This window comes from Frigoribacterium sp. CFBP 13605 (assembly GCF_014839405.1).
Lineage (GTDB): Bacteria > Actinomycetota > Actinomycetes > Actinomycetales > Microbacteriaceae > Frigoribacterium.
Genome location: NZ_JACYNS010000203.1, coordinates 1 through 1,444, shown reverse-complemented (window position 1 = coordinate 1,444; position 1,444 = coordinate 1). Strand labels below are relative to the sequence as shown.

The 1,444-nt window shown below is 75.8% G+C and carries 1 protein-coding gene; it reads right to left on the bottom strand.

The annotated features are described in order from the left end of the window. A partial coding sequence (locus IFT36_RS16015; RefSeq protein WP_200413663.1) for an N-acyl-D-amino-acid deacylase family protein occupies positions 1-1,444 on the bottom strand: 1,444 nt, incomplete at both ends.

Sequence of the window (1,444 nt, the reverse complement as noted above, 5' to 3'; positions counted from 1 at the left end):
ACGCTCTTCCGATCTGCCTCCGCCCGCGCCGGCACCCGTGCCCCCCAGCCCGAACCGCGAGGAGGCGCGGGTCGACATGCGCGCGATCGCCTCGCCCCGCGACAGCACGGCCTGCGGCCCCGACCCGGCGTACTCGTCGAGCACGCGCGAGAACGTCCCGTACAGGCGGGGATGCACGGTGCCGGTCTCGCGCGGCAGCCCGTCCGAGCCGACCAGGGTGTGCGGCCACGCCAGGGCCGTCCGCATGCCCTCGAGGTCGGTGTGGAACACGATGACGGTCAAGGCGCCCCGTTCGGCGAGGACGAGGTCGGCGAGCACCTCGCGCGGGTCGGCACCGACCGCCTCGGCGATCTCGGACAGCGGCCGCCCCTCGAAGCCCGCGTGCTCGGGTCGCGTGAACCCCGCCGCCGAGATCCGCTCGGGGCCGATCGCCGCGTACTGGTTCTCGAGCGTCGATCCGGCCCAGGGTTCGAGCAGCCCGTCGAGCACATCCCTCCGCGAGCGCGTGCCGGGACGGAGCGCCTCGAGCAGGCTCTCGACCCCGTGGTCGGCCGTGGCCGGCGGGAACAGCGACGCGACCGTCGTGCTGCCCGCGTCGTAGGGGTAGACGTCCGCGCTGACGTCGACACCGTCGTCGCGCAAGGCGTCGAGGTGCTCCACGATCGCGGGCATGCCGCCGACGTTCCGCGGCCCGGTCACCTTCAGGTGGCTGACGTGGACGGCGGCCCCGGTCTCGCGCCCCAGCGACGCCAGCTCGTCGATCGAGTCGCGGTGTCCGTCGGCCTCGTTGCGGACGTGGGCGACCAGCAGCTTGCCCCGCACTGCGCACTCCCGGGCCAGGGCGACGAGTTCGGGCCGGTCGGCGGCGTCGCCGGGTGCGTACATGAGGCCCAGCGAGACGCCGAGCGCCCCGGCGTCGAGCGCCTCGCCCACCGACGCCGCGATGAGCGACCGCTCGACGCCGTCGGCCGGTCGACGGTCGAAGCCGAGCACGCCCGCCCGCAGCGGGGCGTGCGGAACGAGGGTCGCGGCGTGCAGGCCGAAGGTGCCGTCGGCGTCGCCCTCGGCCAGCGTCCGCACGTAGTCGGCGAACGTCGCCCATCGTCGCGCAGGGAACCCGCCGAGCACCGGCCGCGAGTAGTCCTCGAGCGATCGGTCCCGCGCGTCGGACGGCGACGGCGCGACGCCCTGGCCGCAGTTGCCGACGATCGTGGTCGTCACGCCCTGCCCGGTCTTGGGCGCGACCCCTCCCGGGCGGAACAACGCGGCGTCGTCGTGCGCGTGCACGTCGACGAAGCCCGGCAGCACGTCGAGTCCGCTCGCGTCGACCACCTCGACCCCGGCCGGCACCCCGGACGAGGAGGCGCGGCGACCGTCGCCCACGGACGCCGCGGCCCCGGGCCCCACGGCCGCGACCACGCCGTCGCGCACGACGACGTCCGCG